Here is a 24,919-nt window from a genome sequence, read left to right as displayed (position 1 = left end):
TGTTATTATTTTTCACAAAGTTGCAAATATACAATCTGAGAATAGGGGTTGTCAAGTATTTAAGTAATTATTTAGTATCTATTTTAAAACCAATTGTTTTTAAGTCTTCCCAAAAGGTTGGGTAACTTTTTGAAACCACCATGGCATCTTCAATTACCACCGGTGCTTTTAGTGCTACTGGGGCAAATGCCATAGCCATTCTGTGATCATTGTAGGTAGCAATTGATACCATTTCATTTATTGATGTGGCTGCTTTTAAATGTAAAGACTTATTTGTTATTTCAACATTACCACCTAATTTTTCAATTTCGGTTTTTAAGGCCACTAGCCTATCGGTTTCTTTAATTTTTAGGGTATGAAGCCCCGATAAATTACAGGCTACACCTAGCAGAAAGCAAGTTACAGCAATGGTTTGCGCAATGTCTGGTGCGTTTTTTAAATCTAGCTCTAATGGTGCTACATTTAATCTTACTTTTTTAAGTGTTATTGTATTTTCACCAAAAGAGGTTTCTACACCAAAATGCCTATAAATATCAACCAGTGCAGAATCTCCTTGTAGTGATGATTTTTTATATGCTGACAATGTTATTTCTGTTCCTATAGCACTAATTGCCACAATACTAAAGTAGTATGAAGCCGATGACCAATCTGACTCAACGGTTAAAGTTGTTGCTTGTTGGCTGTTAGTTGTTGGCTTAACTTTTATAACATTATTTTCAAATGATGTTTCAATACCTATTTGATTTAATAAACTAAGTGTCATTTTAATATATGGCACTGATGTTATTTCACCTTCTAAAGTAAGCTCTAAGCCATTTTCTAATTTTGAAGCTATTAGCAATAATGCTGAAATGTATTGACTACTAACATTAGCTGCTAATGATACTTTGTTTTTTGTTAGCTTTTTACCGGTTATTTTTAATGGTGGAAACCCTTCGTTTTCAACATAGGTTATATTAGCACCCAAGGTTTTTAATGCTTCAACAAGTACTTTTATGGGGCGTTCTTTCATGCGTTTAGAACCCGTAAGTGTTACTTCTCTGCCTTCTTGAATTGAAAAATAGGCTGTTAAAAAACGCATAGCAGTACCTGCATGATGAATATCTACTATGTTTGATGATGTAGCTAATGCATTTGTCATTAAATTACTATCATCAGAATTTGAAACATTTTCTAAATTAAAAACCGGATAAAGCGCTTTTAATAGTAATAATCTGTTTGATTCACTTTTTGAACCTGTAATTTTTACTGAAGATTTTTGAAGTACATCAGATTTTTGAAGCGTAATTTGCATGCTAATTATGGTTTGTTGTAAACAAGCGTCAAATTTACTTTTTAATACAGATTTATACTATGAATTTGCGTGTTTTTTTAGAAGTTTTTATGCTGAAAGCTATATTCACTTAAGCATTATTTTAATTTTTGATTATTGTGGTGCCTATCATGGTCTCGTTTTGCTTTTTTATCCATGCGTTTATCAAAAGCGGCTTGCAAATCAGTATCAGTTTGGTTTGCTAAGCATAATAACACGAATAATACATCAGCTAATTCTTCACCTAAATCTTTATTTTTATCGCTTTCCTTTTCACTTTGCTCACCATATCTGCGCGCTATAATACGGGCAACCTCACCTACTTCTTCGGTTAATTGTGCCATATTGGTTAACTCGTTAAAATAGCGTACACCGTGTTCTTTAATCCAATTATCTACTTCTTTTTGGGCGTTTTTTATATTCATTATGCTTTAGTTAAAACTATTTGTTCGGCTTCTTTTTCTATAATTTGATTGAAAAATTGTTTTAAAAATAAATATTTATCGGCATTTATAACGGATTTTTTTATTTTAAACTCTACCATTAGCTTAAGCTTGTTACCAAGCAGTGTTGGCATATATTTAAATTCCCCCAAACTATTAGGCATTTTAAATAATACTGGCTTTGGTTGCGTTTCGGCTTTGTAGCCTTCGGGTATTTCAATTGTTAAAACACTTCTTTCTAAGAAAGCATATCCAAAATCAACAGGAAATAAACGCTCATTGGGTTTAAAAGGGTTTTCTTCAATTTTTAAAATTGAAAATGGTTGAATGTATATTTTATTGTTAATTACCTCGGCACCATTTTCTTGATAGTAATTGAATGATTCTTGGACTGCTCCACTAAACGTTTTTGCGTTTTCAACTTTATAATTTGATATTTCAATATTATTATAAGTAGATTCTCGGTTAGCAATAAAGTCTTCTAAAACTTGATCTTTAAAAGCTTCTCTAAACTCATAAGCTTTATGCTTTAAATATTTAGCCTTAAAATTACCTTCAATAACACCTTCTTCGTCTAACTTAGCATTTATGGCGTATTGGCCAATTGCCATTTCTGGTTCTTTCAAATTTATTTTTTGCCAAACTTTGTTGGGGTTATCAATTAATATACCGGACCAATTATAATCTTTTACAGGCATAACATTAATATCACTAAACTCTTCAGTGGCATCTAAAAAATATTCTTCGTTGTTAATTTTAGCGTAGGCAATTACGGTGTTTAACCTATCAACAGTAGGAAAATAAGGTTTCACATTATCTTTGGTACTTATTGCAACTGGATTTGCGTGTATACCAGCTACTCTTAGCATTGCTACTAATGTTAGGTTAATATCGGCAGAGTTTCCTTTTTTTTCTTTTAATGCTTTTCTTATACCATTATAAAAATATTTTCCATCCATTCCATTCCAAGCAATATTATCTTTAACATGCTTGAATATTAATTTCATTTTATCTACTTGATTGATTGTACCTTTAATGAGGCTTTCTAAATCATCATCAAAAGATTTTGTTTTATCTAACCCGTTTCTATAATCATCAGTGCTTCCTATTGTTTTGGCCACATCTCCCCATGATTGTGCATAATATTTACTAAAAGTTCCTGGAAGTGTTATAGATACAAGTTCAAACATTACGCCTGCTCTGTAATTATCTATATTATCTACATATTTTTCTTCTTTTAAGGCTGGTACGTTTTCTAATTCATAGGTGTTAATGACCATTCCCATATCTAAATTCAAATCATGCTCTGAGCTTCTTTTAGGGTATGCTTGTAAATACCCTTTTGATGTTGTTTTAAAATCAATACCATCAATAGTTTTTAGCCTTAAAAGCTCTTTTTTTACGGGAATATTATATTGCAATACAAAATCATCTATACTCCAAATAAAAGGAGAAGCTACTCTATACCTAAACTCTATTACAGCCCCTTCTTTAACGTTAGGCATGGTGAACTTAACTTGATCATTATTCATATTTACTTCTTCTCTAAATATTTGATCTTTTTTAAGCTCAGTTTTTTCTATTTTACCATTGTTTAAGTTGTAAGTGTAAGCTTTAAGCTTACTTAAAAACTCATTACTACCGTTGGTTTTAAAAAGGTTTATTTCTTCGGTAGCACTATCAAAACCGTCTTTATTGTAAATTTTAATGCGCTTATGAATCTCAGTATACAACTCTAAACCAGTGTTGGTAAGGGTAAAGTATGTACTCCTATAGTTATAAAGTATTGCGGCATTTGCTGATGAATCTATTGGGCATGTTTTTTCCAAAAGTTCTTCTTTTGATACTTTGCCAAACTTAAAATCTTGCGCATTTAAATACAACCCTAAAAAGAATAGGATAATAGTTATTTTGTTTTTCATTTATTCTGTTTTACGGATTACCAAACTTAAATTATCAAACTTTGCTACACTTTTACGGAAACTTCGGTATAAAGCATAGTCTTCTTTTGGATAATTTCCTGCCTTAATTAGTAATTTTCTTTTGTATAGGATTTCTTTTTGATTTATTTCAAATGATATTGAATATTCGCCAAATTTATTTGTTAATTGCTCATTGTTTGGTACAGCTTCTAATGTGTAACCTGCTGGAATTTGAATAGTAAATTCATCTTCATCAAAGTAGCCGCGTTGTATTTTCAATGGCATTTTTCTATTTCTATACCGGTTAGGTATGTATAAATTTCTATTGAAGGTGTTGGGTTTAAAAATTAGTCCGTCGCCTATTTTAGCAGCATAATGTTGTGCATTTATTTTTAACGATTCTGTAAATTCTACATGCTTTTTATCATTGGTAAAGGCATAATTGTTTACGCTTAAATTATTAACATAATCCCACAATTCTTTATAAAATTCATTTATATTTTTATCAGATTCACTTTCAACAAAAAATCTTCTATCATAGTTAATACCATATGATTTAATATTTACATTAGCCTGAATATCTCCTGTTTCATCTAAAAAAATATTTGCTTTTGTTTTTTTATGATTTATTTCATTTATATAAGCTGTAGTTTTTACCACCTGACTTGCATTAGGCTTAACAACTAAAACGTTTCTATCATCGGTAAAATCTCCAATAAAGCCAAACGGGTGTTTTTGACTTGTGCAATCTATCCATACATTATCATTGGAGTTTGGAATACACAAGATAATATGATTACCTTGAGCTAAGGAATAGAAATCATCATAAAAATCTACTTTCTCATTACCGGCTTCTACTATTGTATAGTATGATTTTACGCCGGCAATATTTAATAAAGATTGTGTGTAATTTGTTAGGCCTTTACAATCTCCATACTTTAATCTATCAACATCCATTGCTGAAATAGGCTGTACACCGCCAATACCTACTTGAACACTTATATACCTTGTGTTGTCTTGAACATATTTATATACAATTTCGGCTTTTTTTAAAGGGTCACTATAATCTTTTGTTAAGCTTATTATTTTATTTTTTGTAGCTTCAGACACTTCTCTTCTATCTTTTAAAAGCTTGTTCTCTACCCAGTTACCAAACTCCAACCAATTGCTTGCCTCACCATTAACCCCGTAGAAATGAAAATTTTCTGAAGTAAATATAGCTTTGGGGGTAAACCATGATAAACTTGGGCTTAGAGCTTCTGGTTTAATAGCTTTAGTATTTACTAGTTTAAAAATTGATGTATTATTAATTTCATTAGTTTCAACATTAAAATCTTCAAAATTAATTGGTTTAGTTTTTAAACCTAAATTTGCATTATCTGTAATAGAGTAAACATCTTTTTCAATACTTAAATAATAATCATCAATTGGGCGCCAACTAGGAATTGCTGCTGTATTAGGCGTTTCTACTTCACAGAAAAAAGCTATTGTAAGAGGGTAACTTACTGGCATGTAAGACATATATAAAACTCTTGAATCTGAATACAAAGTACCACCATCAACAGCGCTATGATCAACAAAGTCTTTCTTTTTTATTTTTTTTATTTCGTTACCATTTTCATCAAAAATTATGGCTTCAATTTTTTTTATTTTCCTGTATTTATCATAGCCTAAATATGCTCCAACATGTTTAAAACCCGCTTCATTTAAAACCGTAATTATTCGTTTTGATGTTATTACCATTTCTTGCTGAGACTCAATAGAAACGGCAATTTCATTAAGCCTAATAACAGCATTTGCATTAGTTAATAAACTTTCTGGTATTGCTTTAGTTGTGTATAAATTTTCTTGTGCTAAAATAGTAAAGTGAATAGTTAGCAGTAGTGCTAGCACAAAATATTGCTTCATGTAATTAGGTTTAGTTGTTTAGTAAGATTTTAAGCAATACGCCCTCAATAAAAACTAAACTTAAACCATTAAACATTTAGCGAAACAAAAAATCTTACAGCTAATATAAGAAAATTTATTTGGTTACAGTTATACGTTTTTTAAGCTCTATTTTTAGAATCTATTATAATGGTTACGGGGCCATTATTAACTAAAGCAACCTGCATATCTGCACCAAACACTCCTGTTTGTATAGGCTTACCTAAATCAGTTTCTAATTGTTTTACAAATGTTTCATACAGTGGTATGGCAACATCTGGTTTTGCTGCTTGTATATAACTTGGTCTATTCCCTTTTTTGGTAAGTGCATGTAAGGTAAACTGGCTTACAACTATAATGTTGCCATTAGCATCTTTTATGCTGTTATTCATCACACCATTTTCATCTGCAAACACCCTAAGATTCACTATTTTATTTGTTAGCCATTTTATATCTTCAATAGTATCATCATTAACAATACCTAACAGTATTAACAAACCGTTTTCAACATTTGCTACTTGTGTTTTGTTAATAGTTACGCTAGCTTGCGATACTCTTTGTATTACAATTTTCATTTATCTTTATCCCAATTATCGGTTCGGTAATGCTCATCTTCTCCTTCAAGAATTTGCAAATAGCTTCTGTATCTAGAGAAGGCTATTTCATCATTATCTAAAGCATCTTTTACTGCGCATTTAGGTTCTTTTACATGTAAACAATTATTAAATTTACAATGCTGTTTTAGGGCAAAAATTTCAGGAAAATAATCACCTACCTCTTCTTTGTCCATATCAACAACACCAAAACCTTTAATGCCTGGTGTGTCTATAATTTTCCCTCCAAAATCTGTATCATACATTTCAGCAAATGTTGTGGTATGCTGCCCCTGCATGTGTAAGTTTGATATTTCTTTAGTTTTTAAATTTAAATCTGGTTGAATGGCATTTACAAGGGTAGATTTACCAACACCAGAGTGCCCCGAAAACATACTAACCTTATCTTTCATTAAGGCTTTTATTTTATCTACATTTTTACCAGTTTTAGCCGAAACCCCAATACATTCATAACCAATTTTTCGGTATATGTGGGCCAAATACTTAACTTCAAGTAACGTATCATCATCATACGCATCAATTTTATTAAATATTAAAACAGTTTTTATTGAATAAGCCTCGGCAGTTACTAAAAAACGATCTATAAAACTTGTTAATGTTGGCGGATTGTTAATGGTTACAAGCAGAAAAACCTGATCTAAATTTGCGGCAATTATATGTGTTTGCTTTGATAGGTTTACAGATTTTCTAACAATGTAATTTGCTCTATCATGAATATTAAATATGATACCAGACTCTAAATTGTTAGCTTCTTCTAACTCAAAATCTACCACATCACCAACAGCAATTGGATTTGTACTTTTAATACCCTTAATACGAAATTTACCCTTAATTCTGCATTGATAGGTTTCACCTAATTGAGTTTTAACGGTGTACCAGCTTCCGGTAGATTTATAAACGCGTCCTGTCATTAATTTAATTGTTTTACAAAATTAACAATATTTATAATGATTAATACTACAGTTAAATTGCTTTTTTATAATTGAAAAAAATAAACAATTTATGCAACCTTTAAAAAAATGATTTGTCTCTATAAGAAAGCTATTAAATTATTTAAGTTAAAATAACATTTAACTTGATTGTATTTTTTTATTTAGCTTTATCGTTTAATAACAAACATCAACAACATGAAAAAATTAATTTTAAGTATTGCTATTGCCGTTTTGGGCTTAGCTGAAATGAATGCACAAGTAGAGTACAAAGTAGTTACAAGTGTAGAATCTATTGTACCTAACGGATTAGGGCGTTCTAGAATTATTAGTGCCAATGACACTAAAGATTATAAAGAATACACCTCTACTCAAACTGAAGAAGATAATACCCGAAACAAATCTAAACGCAGTGATATTAGGGTTAAAGGCTTTGATGAAACTAAGCTTTTAAATTTTTACAACTTAGGTGGTATTAGATTTCAAAACATTGCGGCAAATGATGCTATTATAGAATCTAAAATAAACACAATGATAGAAGAAGGCTGGGAACTTGCTTTTGTAACTAGTGCTGTTGAAAGTGAAGGCGGTAAAGGCGACGGGCAAGGTATTTTTATAACCAGATATCTTTTTAAAAGACCAAAACAATAAAAAACAAAAAGCCTCACATTAGTGAGGCTTTTATATTTCTATTAAACTATTAAATTAACCGTTAATAATTTTTTCTTGGTGATTAATAGATTCTTGATGAACAGCTTTAAACATTTTTAAAATAAACTCTTCACTTAAACCGTGTTGTTCACCTTCTAAAACCATTCTGCCTAAAATTTCGTTCCAACGTTTGCTTTGTAATACAGCCACGTTTCTGTCTTTTTTAAGTTGCCCAATACCATCTGATGCTTGCATACGTTTACCTAACATATCAATAATTTGATTATCAATAACATCAATTTGCGCTCTTAAATTATTCAATTTGCTGTTGTATTCAGCTTCAGCATCACCTTCTTTTTTCACTTTTAAATCACGCATAATTTGCACTAAGGTAGATGGTGTTACTTGTTGTGCTGCATCACTCCATGCATTATCAGGATCAAAATGCGTTTCAATCATTAATCCATCAAAATTTAAATCTAAAGCTGTTTGGCATACATCAAAAACCATATCGCGCTTTCCTGTAATGTGCGATGGGTCATTAATTAAAGGAATGTCTGGAAATTTATTTTGAAACTCAATAGCCATTTGCCATTCTGGGTTATTTCTATATTTAGTTTTTTCGTATGTTGAAAATCCTCTATGAATAGCACCAATATTTTTTACACCCGATGCATAAATACGTTCTATACCACCTAACCATAATGCTAAGTCTGGGTTTACAGGGTTTTTAATTAATACGGGGTTATCTGTACCTTCAAGGGCATCGGCAATTTCTTGCATGATAAATGGACTAACAGTAGAACGTGCACCAATCCAAAGCATATCAATATCATGCTCTAAAGCTAATTTTACATGTGCTGCATTTGCAACCTCGGTACAAACTTTCATACCTGTTTCAGCTTTAACTTTTTGTAACCACTTTAAGCCTAAAGCGCCTACACCTTCAAAGTTACCTGGTCTGGTTCTTGGTTTCCAAATACCGGCTCTAAAGTAGCTAACATCAGTATCTTTTAAATCGTGTGCAATTTTAAGCACTTGTTCTTCAGTTTCAGCACTACAAGGTCCTGCAATTACTAACGGATGATTTAAGTTTAAATCATCTAACCAAGCTCTCATTTCTTTGTTGTTTTCCATAATCTTCAATAAAATTTCAAATTCCAAATTTCAAATATATTTTCTCTTGAAAAATGGGGTTTACTAGTTGTATTCTTGTTTTAATTTATTCCGTTTAAAATATCTTTTATATGATTTGTGTCTTGCATTTCTTTAAAAATGGCATCAAAATCATCTTGTTCCATAAACTCTTTAAATTGAGTTAAGTTGTTTATGTATTCATTTAAAGTTTCAATAACGTTTACTTTATTTTGTTTAAAAATAGGTGTCCACATTTCTGGAGAACTTTTAGCTAAACGTACTGTTGATGCAAATCCGCTACCTGCCATATCAAAAATATCACGTTCATTTTTTTCTTTTTCAATAACAGTTTTACCTAACATAAATGAACTTATATGCGATAAATGCGATACATAGGCTATATGTTTATCATGTGCCTCCGGATTCATGTAACGAATGCGCATGCCTAATGCTTTAAAAATTTCTAGAGCTTGTTCTTGCAATTTAAAAGCCGTTTTTTCAACCTCACAGATTATATTAGTTTTACCTTCAAACAAGCCGCTAATTGCTGCATTAGGGCCTGAGTGCTCTGTACCTGCAATTGGATGTGCCGCTAAAAAATTACGGCGTTTTGGGTGATTTTCAACCACTTTACAAATGGCTTCTTTGGTTGAACCCGCATCTATAACTAAACCTGTATCGGGTATTTTATCTAATATAGATGGCAATAGTTTTACGGTAGCATCAACAGGTATTGATACTATAACTAAATCGGCATACTGAACATCATCTAAAGTAGCTTTTTTATCTATTAAGCCCAATGATAATGCTTGCTCTAGGGTAGCATCTTTTCTACTAATGCCGTGTATAACCACATTGGGGTTGTGTTGCTTAATATCTTTTGCTAAGCTACCACCAATTAAACCAACGCCTATTACGTATATATTTTTCATATCATTTCTCAACCCACACAAAAAAAGCGGGTTATAGAATTTTTATTATTATGTTGTTTGGTAAACTGTCATTAACGTTTGTTTACCTATTTACTCTTGCTATACATTCTTCAATAGCTTCTGTTGAAGCGCATAAAGAAAACCTTATGTAACCTTCGCCTTGGCTACCAAAAATAGTTCCTGGTGTTATAAAAATGTTATTTTCTATTAATACAGTATCTATAAATTCTTCGGCTTTTATACCTTGTGGTAGTTTTGCCCACACAAACATGCCTGTAGCGTTTTCATCATAGGTGCAGTTTAATGCTTTGGCTAGCTTCCAAATTAATTCGCGGCGTTTTTTATACACACTATTTAAAGTAACATACCACATTTTAGAGCATTTTAGCGCCTCAACAGCTCCTTTTTGAATGCCATAAAACATACCAGAATCCATATTACTTTTTACTTTTAAAATATTTTGAATATGCGTACTGCTACCCAACACCATACCTACACGCCAACCGGCCATATTAAATGTTTTACTTAACGAATTAAGCTCTAAACAAACATCTTTAGCACCTTCTACACTTAAAATGCTGGTAGGATTTTCATTAAGCACAAAACTGTACGGATTATCATTTACTATTAAAATATTGTTACGTTTTGCAAAATCTATTAACCCTCTAAAAGCTATTTTTGAAGGTTGCGCGCCTGTTGGCATATGCGGATAATTAACCCACATTAATTTAACCTTACTTAAATTTAACTTTTGAAGGGCATCAATATCTGGTAACCAATTGTTTTCGGCTTTTAAATTGTAAAAAACGGCTTTAGCCCCAACCAGTTTTGTTACTGATTGATATGTTGGATACCCTGGGTTAGGTATTAATACTTCATCACCTTCATTTAGGTATGCCATTGATATGTGCATGATACCTTCTTTACTACCCATTAATGGTAGCACCTCGGTATTGGCATTGATGTTTACCGAAAAATGATCTTTATAAAAAGCTGCCATAGCTTCGCGTAACTCAGGTAAACCCTGATAGCTTTGATATTTATGAGCTGTTGCATCTTGCAAACTATTTACAATAGCCTCAACAACCTTTTGCGGCGGTTGTAAATCTGGGCTACCAATACCTAAATTTATTACAGGTTTACCGCTAGCCACCATTTGGCCTACTTCGCGTAATTTCCTTGAAAAGTAGTATTCTTCTACGGTATGCAACCTGTTAGCAACTTGTATCATAACTTGGCATTTTTATATTCGCCTAAAACTTTAAAGCCTTCGGCCATAATTTTTATTAATGATTTTGCTTTATCAAAATCGGCGTATGTTTCAAAAGTAACATCAACAAAAAAGGCATATTTCCACGGCGTATCAATAATTGGTAACGATTGTATTTTTGTTAAACTCAATTTACAGTCGCTCATTACATTTAAAATGGCTGCTAAACTGCCGCGTTTGTGGTTAGCTTCAAACTTAACCGATGCTTTATTAATGGCTTCTTTTGCTACTTCAGAATTTGTTCGCTTTACAATAGCAAAACGTGTTTCGTTGTGTTTAATAGTTTGAATACTATGCGCCAACACATCTAAATTAAATATATTAGCTGCTAGTACACTAGCTATTGCGCCAACACCTTTTAGTTTATTTTTATGTATTCTATCAGCAACTTCGGCAGTGTCTTTATCTTCTACCAATTTAATATGCGGATGATTTTTAAAAAACTCTTTGCACTGTAGCAATGCCATTGGGTGCGAGTATACTTCTTTAATATCAATTATAGTTTGCCCTGGCAATGCCATTAAATTATGCTGAATATCTAAATAATGCTCTCCAACAACATGCAAATTATAATTATCAATTAATGCATAGTTGGGTATTATTGAACCTGCTATAGAGTTTTCTAAAGCCATTATAGCCGCATCACATTCTTTAGTAATTAGGGCTTCAACAACTCTATCAAAGGTTAAGCACTCAATTAGGTTTACGTTTTCATCAAAAAACTGTTGAGAAACAATGTGATGAAAAGATCCTTTAACTCCTTGTATTGCTACTGATTTTATCATAAAAAAAAGTCTCGATTTTCACCGAGACTTATACTTTAATTTATTATTTAAATTTATACATACAATGTCTCGTTCCTTTTGCTAAAAAAGAAATAATAAAAACCAAAATATGTATAAACTGCTGTTGTTCTCATAATTATGTGGCTAAAGTAAATAATATTTTAGGAAATCAAAATTGTAAAAATACTTTTTTATTCATTTTAAAACAGTTTTATAGATTTTACAGTAAATAACACTTTACGTTGAGTTATCGTTTGTTTTTACTGTACAAAAAACTAAATTTTTCATTGAAAAATCATATTTAAGGGTTTAGCCAAGGCATATAATACTTCAAATAAAAAAAAACGTTTACTTTTGGTATAAACAATATAGTATTATGTCTATTACGGTTAACGGTATTTCAAAACATTACGGCAACCAAAAAGCACTTAATAATGTGTCTTTTGAAGTAAAGAAACCCGAAATTGTTGGGTTTTTAGGGCCTAATGGTGCAGGTAAATCTACCATGATGAAAATTTTAACCACCTATTTACAACCAACTAACGGCAGAGCAAGTGTTAACAACCATAATATAACCAACAGCAAACATGTACAATTAAGTGTTGGCTATTTACCAGAACACAATCCGTTGTATTTAGATTTATACGTAAAAGAATATCTTGCTTTTAATGCTGGTGTTTATAAAGTAGAAAAAACACGTATTAATGATGTTATTGAACTTACAGGTTTAACACCCGAAGCGCATAAAAAAATTGGACAACTATCAAAAGGTTACAGGCAACGTGTTGGATTAGCAACTGCACTTTTACATAACCCCGATGTTTTAATTTTAGATGAACCCACTACAGGCTTAGACCCTAACCAGTTAATTGATATTAGAAACCTTATTAAAACCATTGGCAAAACCAAAACAGTATTTCTTTCAACACACATAATGCAAGAGGTTGAAGCCATGTGCAACCGTGTAATTATAATTAATAAAGGCGAAATTGTTGCCGACAAAAAGCTTTCAGAATTACGAAACGATAAAGAACAAACTGTTATTGTAGAGTTTGATTACCGTGTTGAAGATGCCTTTTTAAAACAACTACCAAAAGTTAGTAAGGTTACCAACACACATGATTTTGTTTACGAAATTACGTTTAACACCTCAGAAGATATGCGTGCGCATGTTTTTGATTTTGCGCATGATAATAAGTTAAAAATTCTTCAACTAAATCAAAAAAACGCAAGCTTAGAAAATTTATTTAGAGATTTAACTACATCTTAAAAAAACAAAAGAAGCTACCTTTTATTTTAAGGTAGCTTCTTAAAATTTAATAGAATTTAAATTTACTCTACTACTAATTTCATTATTTTGTGATTACTTTTTGATGTTACATCTACAAAATACAAGCCAGCTGTTAAACCCGTTGTACTAAATGCAGCTTTTCTACTTTTTAAAATAAGTGAACCATTTAAATTATAAACTTTTATATTTACATCTTCTAGGTTTGATCCTAAACTAACAACATCTCCTGACTTTACTGGATTAGGATACAATTTAATTGAAGTAACATCATTGCTAACCTCTGCTTTACTTTTTGTATTTTTAGCTGTACCAACTATTGTATAAGAAAACAACTCCCAATCACCTCGTTGCGCGCCTTTAGTGTTTAAGGTAGCCGTGTTTTTATTTTGATTTTGAGGAATTTGAATCCATTTTCCTGTAGCCACACTTTGCAAACCAAAAGTGTTACTACCTACTTTAACCCATTTATATTGTGCTCCAGCAGCTGTTGCAGAAGTTCCGTTTACTAAAGCATTATCTCCTGAAGTAGTTAAATATCTATATCCATTACCAAAGTTTTTAACTTTCAATCTTACATTTCCATTCGCTCCTGCTTCAACTACAAATTTTTCCCATTCTCCAGCTCCATTAACATTTGGGCGAACTATACCATTTTCATTGAATCTTGCAGATAGATTATCAAACGTATTATTAATCCATGAAGCTTTTACAGGTTTTATAGTAATTGTAGCCCCAACAGGGGCATCATTAGAAGAGCCTCCTCCATTTCCAGGATTTCCTCCTTGCCATACTTTAACAGATCTGATTTGAAAAGACGGAAGAATATCTGAAACTTTTGGAGCATAAATAGGTGGTGTATCTTGATGAGTAACTACATGAGGACTAGAAGAGAAAATTAGTTTTAAAGGAATATTTTCTTGAGCAGCATCTCCAGGTCTATCAGAAGAACCATAGGGAACTCCATCATAATAAAAAGTAACTTCAGTAGGCGTCCATAGCATACCCCATTTATGCCAATTAAATTCATCCCTAGGAGAGTTCTTATCTGTTATGGCAAATTTTTGAGCTCCGTTAGGCCCAATAGCTGCTTTATTTCTATAATGATGTGAGCTTGTGGCATTATCATCTGCTTTAAAATTAGTCCATCTGCTATACTCCATTATATCAAACTCAGTTGGTGTATAACCATTTTGCTGAGACTGCCATATCCACCATGTGGGCCATATTTTTCCTCCTATCCAATTAAAGTTAATACCTTGTCTATTTATCCTTATATCTGCCTCAAAATATCCATACTTGGGGAATGTTCCTCCATTACCAAAAAAAACTTTGGAATCTACCCATCCTCCTCTTCTACCAGCTTTATTATCGCTAACAAGGTTATTGCTAATGGTTAAAATACCGTTAGAAACGCTTACCATATTCTCTCTAAACTGCGCTTCATCTCCACCTGTACTATCATTATTATTTTTCCACCTCCATTTTGCAGGATTTAATCCTGTTGGTGTATTATAGTTCCCCCAAAAATCATCTTGAAATACAGGGTTACCCCAACCACTTCCAGGTGGCTGACCAAAAGAGACTTGCCCTACAAAAAGACAAGTAAAAAGTAAAAATGTAATTTTAAGTTTTGCTGTGAATTTTTTAAATTCATTCATAATTATTTGGTTTTATTTAGTTTAATTTCAATAAAATTAATTATTGAAAATCAAGTTTTTATCAAATCCAAAAAAAATAAACACTTCTTTTACGAAAACTAACGAAACCCTTTCGGCGTATTGATAATTACTCAAAAATCTAATGATATTAATTTCACAACAAAGCATTGATATTATTACTTTACTACCAAAACACGATACTTATACTTTTTGTTTTGGTTATACAACAACGTAAAATAAATAAAATATAAGCCTGTAAAATTTATTTAGAGATTTAACTACATCTTAAAAGCACTTATTGGTTAACCAATTTTCATGTTTCTGTAAATTCATGATAATTGTCATCTTAAAAAAAACACACCTACATTACATTTGTTGCATAATATAAAATTAAACTAGTAAAGGTGCGTGTTTTGCTAAGCTACAAAGCGTATCTTTATAACATAAATCAGGTATAATGAGCAAAGGAATTTATGTAGCTACCATAGAGCCTAATAGTGGTAAATCTGTTGTGGTTTTAGGGCTTATGCGTATGCTTTTAGGTAAAACAGCAAAAGTTGGATATTTTAGACCCATTATTGAAGATGTTGCTGCTGGCGAAATGGATAACCATATTAACACCGTTATTTCGCATTTTGAAATTGATATTAATTACAAAAAAACGTACGCCTTTACACGTAGTGAAGTTTTAGATTTGTACAACCAAGGCAAATCTGGGTATGTTATTGATGAAGTGATAAAAAAATACAAACGCCTTGAAGAACATTTCGATTTAGTTTTGGTTGAAGGCACCGATTTTTCTCACGAAAACTCTAGTTTAGAGCTTGATATTAACATGCTCATATCAAAAAACCTTGGTTTACCTGTTATTATTGTTATTCATGGTGATGGCAAAAAAAATAGAGATATTTTAGACAGCGTTCAGTTAGCACATGATACCTTTAAAGAGGAAGTTGATGTACTTTCAATAATGGTTAATAAAGTAAATAATGATGCTATTACTACTTTAAAAACCGAACTTAACGCACGTATTAACAGTACAGATTTTGCTGTAATACCTAAAATTGAAAGTTTAGCAAACCCAACCATAAAAGAAATTGTTAAAGCCCTTGATGCCAAAGTACTTTTTGGTAAAGATATGCTTAACAACCAAGTACAAAACTCGGGAGTTGGTGTTATGCAATTAAGAAACTATATTACAAAATTAAAAGAAGGCTCGTTGGTAATAACATCGGGTGATAGAGCCGATATTATTCTTGGTGCGTTACAAGCGCACACATCAAAAAATTATCCACAAATTTCAGGTATTGTTTTAACTGGTGGCTTACTACCCGAAGAACCTATTTTAAAACTTATTGAAGGACTATCAAGCGTTGTACCTATTATAAGCGTTAACAAAGGTACATTTAATGCTACCAACGCCATTGGCAAAGTTAAATCTAGAATTTACGCTGAAAACACAGATAAAATAAACACCTCTATTGCTACGTTTGAAAAGCATGTAGATACTGACAAGTTAGCCGATAAACTTGTAACCTTTCAATCTGAAATATTCACCCCTAGAATGTTTCAATACAATCTATTACAAACAGCGCTTAAAAACAAAAAACATATTGTTTTACCAGAAGGTTATGATGAACGCGTACTTAGAGCCACCGCTAAACTAGTTGGCGCACAAGTTGTTGATATTACACTAATTGGCGAAAAAGAAAAAATACAAGAACGTATTGTACGATACGATATTCCTTTAGATATAAATAAAGTAAATGTAGTTTTCCCAACACAATCACCACATTTTGATGATTATGTAAATACGTTTTATGAATTAAGAAAACATAAAGGTGTAAACCTTGATATGGCAAAAGACGCCATGTCTGATGTGTCATACTACGGCACAATGATGATTCACAAAGGGCATGCAGACGGCATGGTATCTGGTGCTGTACACACTACGCAACACACCCTTAGGCCTGCACTTCAATTTATAAAAACAAAACCTGGCGCAAACATTGTTTCATCAGTATTTTTTATGTGTTTAGAAGACAGAGTTTCTATTTTTGGCGATTGCGCCATTAACCCAAACCCAAATGCAGAACAATTAGCCGAAATTGCTATTTCATCAGCTCAAACTGCAAAAAAGTTTGGTGTTGAACCTAAAGTTGCCATGTTATCATACTCATCGGGTTCATCAGGAAAAGGTGAAGAGGTTGATAAAGTTAGAAAAGCCACAGAAATTGCTAAAAACTTAGCGCCTCATTTAAAAATTGAAGGCCCAATTCAATATGATGCAGCTGTTGATATGCGCATTGGAAAAAGCAAGCTACCAGAATCTGAAGTAGCAGGACAAGCTAGTGTTTTAATTTTTCCAGATTTAAATACCGGTAACAACACCTACAAAGCTGTTCAACGCGAAACCGGTGCCTTAGCCATTGGCCCTATGCTACAGGGCCTTAATAAACCTGTAAACGATTTAAGTAGAGGTTGCACATCTGATGACATTTACAGCACTGTAATTATAACTGCCATTCAAGCCCAAGACCAATAAAATTATGCAAGTATTAGTATTAAACTCCGGAAGTTCATCATTAAAATATCAATTATTTTCAATGCCAAATGAACGCATAATTTGCTCTGGCCAAATTGAGCGTATTGGTTTTAATGATGCTATTTTTAAATTTAAATCTGAAAAAGAAACCTTTGAAAAAACTACACCTATTGCTAACCATAAAGAAGGCTTAAATTTAGTAGCACAACAACTTTTAAACAAAGAAACGGGTGTAATTTCATGCACCAATGATATAGCTATTGTTGGGCACAGAGTTGTACACGGTGGGAAACACTTTAGCAAAACCACACTTGTTGATGCTGAAGTAAAACAAAAAATAAAGGCATTATTTTCATTAGCACCCTTACACAATCCGCATAATTTAGAAGGCATTGAAGTAGCCGAAGGCATTTTCCCTAATGCAAAACAGGTAGCTGTTTTTGATACAGCTTTTCATCAAACCATTCCTGAAATTGCTCATAAATACGCTATTCCTCAAAAATTTTTAGATGAATATAATATTCGTGTGTACGGATTTCACGGCACTAGCCACAAATACGTTTCAGAAAAAGCCATTACGCATTTAGGCAAAGAAAATTCAAAAATCATCACTATTCACTTAGGAAATGGTTGCAGCATGACAGCTGTTAAAAACGGCAAAAGTATAGACCATAGTTTAGGATTTTCACCTGTTGGTGGTTTAATTATGGGAACACGCTCTGGCGATGTTGATTATTCGGTTATTTTCCATTTAGCACAACGTCATGGTTTCGATTTAAATAATATTAACACCCTATTGCAAAAGCAAAGTGGCATGTTAGGTCTTACAGGCTTTAGTGATTTACGAGATATACAAGAGCACGCTGAAAAAGGTAATAGATCCTGTAAACTAGCTTTAGATATGAATGCTTACCGTATAAAAAAATATATTGGAAGCTATGCGGCCATAATGAACGGACTTGATGCTATTGTTTTTACGGCAGGTATAGGCGAAAACTCTTCTATAATTAGACGTTTAGCTTGTGAAAATTTAGACTATTTAGGTATTAATTTAGATAGTGAAAAGAATAAATTACGCTCTAGTGATATTAGAACAATAAACACCAAAACTTCTAAAGTAAAAATACTTATTGTACCAACTAATGAAGAATTAGAAATTGCAAAACAAGCTGTTAATTTACTTGAAAATTAAGCGCCCTTTGTAAAGTTCTTGAATACTAACATCTGCTGGTTTATTTAACGAAATTACATTTCCTGTTCCTGAAATTTTACCAGTTAAACGTTGTTGTGGGTTTACAATAATATCATTTGAACTTCGGTTATTAACAAATACGTTTTGCGCAATTAAGTTTTGCCCTTCAAAACGCGAAGTTCCTGCTGCAAACGTAATATTTAGATTATTTGTTTTTCCTGAAACAAAACAATTTGATAAATTATTAAATACAACTCTAAACGTATCAGTATCAATTTCTAAATAAAAATTGGCACTGGTAATTGTATTAGGGCTTCCAAAATCTTCAGATAAAATGACTAAACTAGGATAGCTTAACACCCCTTTTGATTTTATATCAAATTGTGTTGAGCTTCTAATTTCTGTAATATTTGGGGCTGTTACGTGCACTTTTGTAATACCATAATTGCGCACGTAATTACAGCTGTTATTATCGGTTAATATTAATTTGTTTTCAACAACTTTTGCTTCAACATCATTTATTAAATTTTCTCCTGTTTCAATAATAACTTTTTGTGTTGGGCCTTGTTCAATAACTAATTCAATATCTCTATTTACAAGTATTTTTGTAAATACATCTACTAAAACTTCTTCTTGTATAATAGTACCTGTTTTCTGGAAACAGTCACCTGCATTTTCACTATCACAAGAGAAAACAAAAGTTAAAACAATTATATAAACTAGTTTTTTCATTTATGTTATAAAATTGAGAAACAACATTAAAAATTACAACCTAACACCAACCCCAAACTCAACAGCTTCGGCTTTGGCTCCGTGCGATTTCAATGTTAAAGCACCAAAAAACGTTTTACCAAAATAGCGTTTTAAACCAATACGTATATAAGTGCGTCCTTCAAAATCAAAAGGGTAATATACATAATACCCAAACTGGGTTAGTAATGATGTTTTATTTACAAACAATTCATGCCCTGCAAATATGCCAACGCGTTTATAGTCATCATCAGCAGAGACATCTTCCTCAGGAAAAGACACACTTTTGTAATAAATTAACTCTTTTAAAAATTTTGAAAAAAACACATCGGTTCCTATTTGTAAAGCACTTTTTCTATTAATACGTTTATCTGCATACACTGAAGCTATGTAAAACGGAAATTGCCCGCTACCTACCACATCACTTTCATTTATACCAAACCTAAAAGCAACGTTATACTTTATGGGTTGTGTAAATTTCCTATCAGTATCACTTAATGTTTGTTGATAATTGGGTTCAATTTCATTTAAATTATAAGTAACACCTACATTAAAAGCAAGGGTATTTGTACTGGTATTTGGCGCCTTTACATTGGCATTAGAATAATGAATTAAAGTTAAACCCGCTTGCAAACCAAACTTATTAAAAATGCGCTCTTTTTTATAACCTAACATAGCAAAAGTGCTACTCATTATATGGCTGCCATAAGCTACATTTCTAAAGTTAGTTTCTTTATCGTAAATATTATTAGCGTATGCTAAACCCTGCCCTACTTTAAACATTAAATGTCTTTTAAAAAAGTAAAAGTTATAGTGCGCGTATAACGATGCAACTGTACCTAAAACATCAGGATTTTTCATGTTTTGGTAAGCATACGTTACACCATAGTCTGGGTAATTAAAACGTTGCTCCCAATCTTTAAAACCAAAAGTTTTTTTGTTCCAACTTATAATATACCCTTCAGGATGCCCTTTAATTAAGTGCAAAATATCACTGTTATGCTCCGCTATGTTTCCTTTAAAATAATTAACATCAATATAAGATGTATAGTGCTTTTTTTGAGCAAAGCAACATACACACAACACGTATAAAAAGTAGGTTAAATACCTCATAAACTTTGGCTATAATACCTAAAAGCATTAATTAAAACAATGCTTGTGCAATAGCTTGTACGTTATCACTTTTACCCATAGAGTAATAATGCAACACCGGTACTCCGGCCTCTTTTAATTCTTTAGATTGTTGTATAGCCCATTCTATACCCACTTGCCTAACTGCCGCATTATTTTTACAATTATCTACAGCATTAATTAAATCTTCTGGTAAATCTATACTAAACACATGTGGTAATAATTGCAAATGCCTATTAACGGCAAGCGGTTTTATACCTGGAATAATTGGAATATTAATGCCAGCTTCTTTAGCCATTTTTACAAAATCGAAGTACTTTTGATTATCAAAAAACATTTGTGTAACCACATAATCTGCACCCGCATCAACCTTAGCCTTTAGGCGTTTTAAATCAGTTTGTAACGATGGTGCTTCCATATGTTTCTCAGGGTAACCAGCAACACCAATACAAAAATCGGTTTTAAACTCGGTTAAATTCTCTTCGTGCAAAAACTTACCGTTATTTAAATCTGATATTTGATGCACCAACTCACAAGCATAGGTATGTCCGCCTTTAGTTGGCTCAAAATATTTTTGGTGTTTCATGGCATCACCACGAAGCGCCACCACATTATCAATTTCCAAATAATGGCAATCTACCAACATATACTCAGTTTCCTCTTTAGTAAAACCACCACATAAAATATGCGGTACAGGATCAATATTGTATTTATGTTTTAAAGACACCGAAATACCTAAAGTTCCAGGGCGTTTTCTAACCGTTTTACGATCTAAAAGCCCATCTTTTTCAACATAAACATATTCTTCACGCGAGGTGGTTACATCAATAAATGGCGGATTAAACTCCATTAACGGATCTATATTATTATACAAATCCTGAATATTTTTACCCTTTACCGGGGTTACAATCTCAAACGAAAACAAGGTTTTTCCGTTAGCGTTTTTAATATGGTCTGTTACCTTCATAACTCGCTTTTGTAATTTCCGCAAAGGCAGAAATCTCTTCAATAATTATTATTTATTTTTTTGCGTTACCCTATCGGGTCGCGCTTTCCGTTATATCTTTTTCTCGTACCTCAAAAAAGGATGCCACTACAATCGTTAACGCGGGCTTGCCAAGGGTACAATTTGATAAAATTATGTCCTTTGGCTAACCTTGGTTTAAAGCTTTTTTCAGTCCTGTCAGGCTATAAAAACCTTACAGTTCTAATACCGAAATTTTGTTACAATCCCAACAAAAAATCAGAACAAGAAAACAACGTTAACTTTAAAAAGATCCTGAAACAAGTTCAGGATGACACATCCAACGTGTTGTTACACAAAATAAGAAACCGTTAACGCAGCAACTGTTAACATTAAAAGCTGAATAAAAAATTTAACCTCTGCAGAAAATTTAAGTCTATTCATTTTCATCGTTTTTTTGCTGCAAAATTCTTATTTGTAAAGCTTCAATTTGTTACCGAAAAAGCAACAAATTGTTAAGTTAACCATTCAATAAATTTTTTACCGTTTCGTAATCATCTTCATATTCCCAATACACCCATCTACCATCTAAATAATCGATTAAAATATATTTTTCACTCACCGATTTTATTCTAGAAACAGCAACCAACTTTTTTGAAAAACCATCTAAATCAACACGTTCTAATATTTCTTTATTATTTTCATCAAAACCATGGCATACCATATGGCTTCCTAAAGTTAACTCTATAAATTTCATCTTATTTTCTAATCTGCTAAATTGGGGTGCAACCATTTTCTAGCTTTCTCTAAAGCTATACCTTTTCGCTCTGCATAATCTTTAACTTGGTCATCGGTTATTTTACCTAAACCAAAATACTTTGCTTCAGAATTTGCAAAATAATACCCCGAAACCGCAGCTGCTGGCCACATGGCTAAACTTTCTGTTAGCGTTACGCCAATAATTTTTTCAACCTCCAGCAATTCCCAAATGGTTTCTTTTTCTAAATGATCTGGACACGCAGGATATCCTGGTGCTGGACGAATGCCTTTATAGCTTTCTTTAATTAAATCGTCGTTGGTTAAATCTTCATTTTCAGCATAACCCCAATGTTTTGTTCTTACTTCCTTATGCAAATATTCGGCAAAAGCTTCAGCAAATCTATCTGCAATGGCCTGTGCCATAATGGCGCTATAATCATCGTCTTTAGCTTTATAACTTTCGGCTAATTCTTGAGCCCCGAAAATAGCAACACAGAATGCGCCAATATAATCGGTTTTTCCAGAACTTTCTGGTGCAATGAAATCGGCTAAAGCATGATTTGGTATACCTTCTCGTTTTTTTAATTGCTGTCTTAATGTTCTAAAAACGGCAATTTCTTCACCCTTCTTTTTAACAGAAATATCATCATCGTTTATGGTATTAGCTTCAAACAAACCGAAAACCGCTTTAGGTTTTAATAGTTGTTTAGCTATAATGTCTTGAATCATGTCTTGTGCTTCATTAAAAAGCACTGTAGCTTGCTCGCCAACAACATCATCTTTTAAAATATTTGGATATTTACCGTGCAAATCCCAACTTCTAAAAAACGGACTCCAATCTATAAACGGCAACAATTCTTTTAAGCTTAATTGCTTAAACATTTGCACTCCCATAGCTTTGGGCTTTACAATTTCGGAAGTTTCCCAATCGATGTTATATTTACGCGCTCTAGCTTCGTTTATAGTTATATACGATTTCTCTTTACCTCGTTTTAAAAACTTAGTCCTAAATTCGTCGTAATCTTGTTTAAGTTTAGCAACATATTCATGTGCTGTTTGTTTGTTTAACAAATCACCCACTACTGTTACCGCCCTAGACGCATCATTTACATGAACTACCGCGTTTTTATACTGCGTATCTATTTTTACAGCCGTATGCGCTTTAGATGTTGTTGCACCACCTATTAACAATGGAATGTCGAAATTTTCGCGTTGCATTTCTTTAGCTAAATACACCATTTCATCTAACGATGGTGTAATTAAACCAGACAAACCAATAGCATCAACACGCTCTTTTATGGCTGTTTCAATAATTTTTTCTGGTGGCACCATAACGCCTAAATCTACAATTTCGTAGTTATTACAGGCCAGCACCACACTTACAATATTTTTACCAATATCGTGCACATCGCCTTTTACTGTTGCCATTAAAATTTTACCAACAGGCTCTGAGTCTTCAGTTTTTTCGGCTTCAATAAAAGGATTTAAGTAAGCCACGGCCTTTTTCATTACACGTGCCGATTTTACTACTTGTGGTAAGAACATTTTACCTTCGCCAAACAAATCGCCAACCACATTCATACCAATCATTAAATGGCCTTCAATAACATCAATTGGTTTTTCGGATTCTTGTCGCGCTTGTTCAATATCTTCAATAATAAAAGCATCTAAACCTTTTACTAAAGCATGCGTAATTCTTTCTTGTAACGGGTTTTCTCGCCAAGATAAATCGACTGTTTTTTCGGCTTTTGAGCCTTTTACAGTTTCAGCAAATTCTAGCAAACGTTCGGTAGCATCGTCTCTTCTGTCTAAAATAACATCTTCAACATGCTCTAATAAATCTTTAGGAATATCGTCGTAAACTTCCAACATAGTTGGGTTTACAATACCCATATTCATACCTGCTTGAATAGCATAATATAAAAATACGGAATGCATTGCTTCGCGAACCGCATTGTTTCCTCTAAACGAGAACGACACGTTACTTACACCTCCACTTACACTAACATTTTCAAGATTTTGACGCACCCATCGGGTTGCTTCAATAAAATCGATAGCGTTTTTGCGATGCTCTTCCATACCGGTTGCTACCGGAAAAATATTTAAATCGAAAATGATATCTTCTGATGGAAAACCTACTTTGTTTACCAGAACATCGTAAGATCGTTCGGCTATTTCAATGCGTCTTTCATAATTATCGGCTTGCCCAACTTCGTCAAAAGCCATTACAATTACTGCGGCACCGTAGCGTTTTATTTGTTTGGCTTCCCAAATAAATTTTTCTTCGCCTTCTTTTAACGAAATGGAATTTACCACACATTTACCTTGTACTACTTGAAGCCCAGCTTCGATAATTTCCCACTTAGAACTATCAATCATTATTGGCACACGACAAATATCTGGTTCTGCGGCAATAAGATTTAAAAAACGAACCATAGACTCTTTACCGTCTATAAGTCCGTCGTCCATATTAATATCGATAATTTGCGCACCGCCATCTACTTGATGACGTGCTATATCTAAAGCTTCATCAAATTTTTCTTCTTTAATTAAGCGTAAAAATTTACGTGAACCTGCTACGTTAGTTCGCTCACCTACATTTATAAAGTTGCTGTTTTCGTTTAAAACCAAAGGCTCTAAACCAGATAACTTCATATAACGACTTTGGTTAATTGTTGTTCGTTGCTTGTTACTTGTTGTATCCATGC

At 32.6% G+C, this 24,919-nt stretch carries 20 protein-coding genes; 4 read left to right on the top strand and 16 right to left on the bottom strand.

Annotation, left to right across the window (positions count from 1 at the left end; genetic code table 11):
* Positions 1–67: 67 nt before the first annotated feature.
* From FUA26_RS09860 to rsgA, 6 genes are all read right to left on the bottom strand, one after another.
* Positions 68–1,294, bottom strand: coding sequence for a 3-phosphoshikimate 1-carboxyvinyltransferase (locus FUA26_RS09860; protein ID WP_147135181.1), 1,227 nt, complete (start codon positions 1,292–1,294; stop codon positions 68–70).
* 116 nt (positions 1,295–1,410) lie between these two features.
* Positions 1,411–1,737 carry a nucleotide pyrophosphohydrolase gene (locus tag FUA26_RS09855; RefSeq protein ID WP_147135178.1) on the bottom strand — a complete coding sequence of 109 codons (327 nt, stop codon included), beginning with the start codon at positions 1,735–1,737 and terminating at the stop codon, positions 1,411–1,413.
* Entirely contained in the window at positions 1,737–3,677 is a 1,941-nt protein-coding gene (locus tag FUA26_RS09850; RefSeq protein ID WP_147135175.1) for a DUF3857 domain-containing protein, read from the bottom strand. Before FUA26_RS09850 ends, FUA26_RS09855 begins: the two co-directional genes overlap by 1 nt.
* Positions 3,678–5,585 carry a DUF3857 domain-containing protein gene (locus FUA26_RS09845; RefSeq protein ID WP_147135172.1) on the bottom strand — a complete coding sequence of 636 codons (1,908 nt, stop codon included), beginning with the start codon at positions 5,583–5,585 and terminating at the stop codon, positions 3,678–3,680. It lies immediately after the preceding gene.
* 140 nt (positions 5,586–5,725) lie between these two features.
* Positions 5,726–6,178 (bottom strand): D-aminoacyl-tRNA deacylase, encoded by a 453-nt coding sequence (dtd, locus tag FUA26_RS09840; protein WP_147135169.1) that lies wholly within the window; start codon positions 6,176–6,178, stop codon positions 5,726–5,728.
* Entirely contained in the window at positions 6,175–7,128 is a 954-nt protein-coding gene (rsgA, locus tag FUA26_RS09835) for a ribosome small subunit-dependent GTPase A (RefSeq protein ID WP_147135166.1), read from the bottom strand. The genes dtd and rsgA overlap by 4 nt, the downstream gene beginning before the upstream one ends.
* A 216-nt stretch (positions 7,129–7,344) precedes the next feature.
* Here rsgA and FUA26_RS09830 point away from each other — a divergent pair, with 216 nt between their 5' ends.
* Entirely contained in the window at positions 7,345–7,797 is a 453-nt protein-coding gene (locus FUA26_RS09830) for a hypothetical protein (RefSeq protein WP_147135163.1), read from the top strand.
* Between the two features lie 54 nt (positions 7,798–7,851).
* Here FUA26_RS09830 and FUA26_RS09825 read toward each other — a convergent pair whose 3' ends face one another.
* From FUA26_RS09825 to FUA26_RS09810, 4 genes are all read right to left on the bottom strand, one after another.
* Positions 7,852–8,934, bottom strand: coding sequence for a bifunctional 3-deoxy-7-phosphoheptulonate synthase/chorismate mutase type II (locus FUA26_RS09825; protein WP_147135160.1), 1,083 nt, complete (start codon positions 8,932–8,934; stop codon positions 7,852–7,854).
* Positions 8,935–9,014: 80 nt separating this feature from the next.
* A complete protein-coding gene (locus FUA26_RS09820) occupies positions 9,015–9,866 on the bottom strand; it encodes a prephenate dehydrogenase (protein WP_147135157.1) in 852 nt (283 codons plus the stop codon).
* A gap of 82 nt (positions 9,867–9,948) precedes the next feature.
* Positions 9,949–11,097 carry a pyridoxal phosphate-dependent aminotransferase gene (locus FUA26_RS09815; protein WP_147135155.1) on the bottom strand — a complete coding sequence of 383 codons (1,149 nt, stop codon included), beginning with the start codon at positions 11,095–11,097 and terminating at the stop codon, positions 9,949–9,951.
* The gene (locus FUA26_RS09810) at positions 11,094–11,921 is read right to left on the bottom strand and encodes a prephenate dehydratase (protein WP_147135152.1); all 828 of its coding nucleotides are present in this window, start codon (positions 11,919–11,921) and stop codon (positions 11,094–11,096) included. Before FUA26_RS09810 ends, FUA26_RS09815 begins: the two co-directional genes overlap by 4 nt.
* A gap of 376 nt (positions 11,922–12,297) precedes the next feature.
* On the opposite strand from FUA26_RS09810, the gene gldA reads away from it, so the two are divergent.
* Positions 12,298–13,191 (top strand): gliding motility-associated ABC transporter ATP-binding subunit GldA, encoded by an 894-nt coding sequence (gene gldA, locus FUA26_RS09805; RefSeq protein ID WP_147135149.1) that lies wholly within the window; start codon positions 12,298–12,300, stop codon positions 13,189–13,191.
* A gap of 62 nt (positions 13,192–13,253) precedes the next feature.
* Here the strand turns inward: gldA and FUA26_RS09800 are convergent, their stop codons facing one another.
* Complete coding sequence (locus tag FUA26_RS09800; RefSeq protein ID WP_147135146.1) at positions 13,254–14,870, bottom strand: T9SS type A sorting domain-containing protein; 1,617 nt, start codon at positions 14,868–14,870, stop codon at positions 13,254–13,256.
* Positions 14,871–15,327: 457 nt separating this feature from the next.
* Here FUA26_RS09800 and pta point away from each other — a divergent pair, with 457 nt between their 5' ends.
* Together pta and FUA26_RS09790 are read left to right on the top strand one after the other, a co-directional pair.
* Entirely contained in the window at positions 15,328–17,415 is a 2,088-nt protein-coding gene (gene pta, locus FUA26_RS09795) for a phosphate acetyltransferase (protein ID WP_147135145.1), read from the top strand.
* Positions 17,416–17,419: 4 nt separating this feature from the next.
* On the top strand, positions 17,420–18,607 hold the full coding sequence (locus FUA26_RS09790; RefSeq protein WP_147135142.1) for an acetate/propionate family kinase: 1,188 nt from the start codon (positions 17,420–17,422) through the stop codon (positions 18,605–18,607).
* On the opposite strand, the gene FUA26_RS09785 is transcribed toward FUA26_RS09790, so the two are convergent.
* The 5 genes from FUA26_RS09785 to metH all read right to left on the bottom strand — a co-directional run bounded on the left by FUA26_RS09785 (position 18,593) and on the right by metH (position 24,917).
* Positions 18,593–19,339: a head GIN domain-containing protein gene (locus FUA26_RS09785; protein WP_147135139.1), complete on the bottom strand. Its 747-nt coding sequence runs from the start codon at positions 19,337–19,339 to the stop codon at positions 18,593–18,595. The genes FUA26_RS09790 and FUA26_RS09785 overlap by 15 nt on opposite strands.
* Before the next feature lie 33 nt (positions 19,340–19,372).
* Positions 19,373–20,470 carry an acyloxyacyl hydrolase gene (locus tag FUA26_RS09780; protein ID WP_147135136.1) on the bottom strand — a complete coding sequence of 366 codons (1,098 nt, stop codon included), beginning with the start codon at positions 20,468–20,470 and terminating at the stop codon, positions 19,373–19,375.
* Between the two features lie 31 nt (positions 20,471–20,501).
* On the bottom strand, positions 20,502–21,455 hold the full coding sequence (locus tag FUA26_RS09775) for a methylenetetrahydrofolate reductase (RefSeq protein WP_147135133.1): 954 nt from the start codon (positions 21,453–21,455) through the stop codon (positions 20,502–20,504).
* A gap of 517 nt (positions 21,456–21,972) precedes the next feature.
* Complete coding sequence (locus FUA26_RS09770) at positions 21,973–22,209, bottom strand: hypothetical protein (RefSeq protein ID WP_147135130.1); 237 nt, start codon at positions 22,207–22,209, stop codon at positions 21,973–21,975.
* Between the two features lie 8 nt (positions 22,210–22,217).
* Positions 22,218–24,917, bottom strand: coding sequence for a methionine synthase (gene metH, locus FUA26_RS09765; RefSeq protein ID WP_147135127.1), 2,700 nt, complete (start codon positions 24,915–24,917; stop codon positions 22,218–22,220).
* Between the last annotated feature and the right edge of the window lie 2 nt (positions 24,918–24,919).

The organism is Seonamhaeicola algicola (assembly GCF_007997385.1).
GTDB classification, from domain to species: domain Bacteria; phylum Bacteroidota; class Bacteroidia; order Flavobacteriales; family Flavobacteriaceae; genus Seonamhaeicola; species Seonamhaeicola algicola.
The sequence above is the reverse complement of the archived record's forward strand: the minus strand, read 5'-3'. Positions and strand labels throughout refer to the sequence as shown.